Annotated in this window: 1 protein-coding gene; it reads left to right on the forward strand. The window is 68.3% G+C overall.

From position 1 onward, the window contains the following. Positions 1-191: 191 nt before the first annotated feature. On the forward strand, positions 192-572 hold the full coding sequence (locus AB0F10_RS45220) for a hypothetical protein (protein ID WP_360640742.1): 381 nt from the start codon (positions 192-194) through the stop codon (positions 570-572). Positions 573-1,165: the final 593 nt, after the last annotated feature.

The raw sequence follows: 1,165 nt of genomic DNA on the forward strand, positions 1-1,165 counted from the left end.
AACGTGGTCCGCCGTTGGCTCCGGGCTGGCGTTCGCACGGTGACCACCGCGGACCCGGGCATATCCGATATGGCCGAGTGTCACCGCGCCCACCGTCTCACAGCGGCCACCCGAATTCAGGAAGAATCCACCGGGAGCCGATCGCGGTAGATGTAGCACCGGCTGCCCCGCCCGAGAGTCGGATGGCGGGGGTGCCGGGCCTGCCGGCCGCAACCACCGAGCCGCCGCTGCCACCGGCCGTGGCGCGCACCGCAGCGGCATGGCAGACGTCGGAGGTGACGCCGCAGGTGCCGCTGGTGCTGTCCATGGCCGCCCTGGCGACGTCCGCGGTGGTAACGCTTGCCATGAGGTGCGCCCTGCCGGCGATGGCGGGCGGATCGTCAACCGTGATGCTGGCGATCGCCGGATCGGTGTCCGGGCCGACGTGGCCGGTTGTTGTGGCGTCATCGGTTGCTGTGGCGTCGTCGATGGCTGCGACATGGCTGGTCGCTCAGGCGTGGCTAGTTTCTGCGGCATGGCCGGTTGCTGCGGCATGGCCGGTCGCTCAGGCGTGGCTGGCCGCTGTGGTGTGACCGGTCGGTGTGGCGCCACTGGCCGCTCCGGCGTGGCCGCCTGCGGTGCGAGACAGGGCCGTGGGGCAGCAGGTACTTGCAGTGCAGAGGGCATTCGCGATGCCGGTGGTGGCGCGGGTGGGCTGGGGCTTATCGGCATGCTCGTGGCGGTGGGTGCCGTCTGGGCTGCGGAGCGGCTCATGCGGATGCGGCGAAGCTTCTCGCCGTGGCGTTGCTGAAGGCCCCACCTGCGATGACGCTCGTGTTCACGACGAAATTCTTCAGCAGCAGCCGAATAATTCCGCCGCGCGGTCCGATCGCGCATCGCCGCGATTTCCGACCTGCCGAACAATGACAACTGTCCCACGGAAGAATTCTCCCGCAACCCACCCCGACATGTCAGCGGACGATCATGCCAAAACTCATTTCCTTGATTGCATCAAACTGAGGTTGCCGCGACGATTCAGATGCTGGGCCACAAGGGTGAAAGTGATTTCTAAATAGGATGCGCCGACCGTTTCGGGCCCTGCCCTGCCGGCCCTGCCCTGCCCTGCCGGCCCTGCCCTGCCCTGCCGGCCCTGCCCTGCCCTGCCGGCCCTGCCCTGCCCTGCCGG

The sequence above is a fragment of the Actinoplanes sp. NPDC026623 genome (assembly GCF_040638275.1).
Classification (GTDB): domain Bacteria; phylum Actinomycetota; class Actinomycetes; order Mycobacteriales; family Micromonosporaceae; genus Actinoplanes.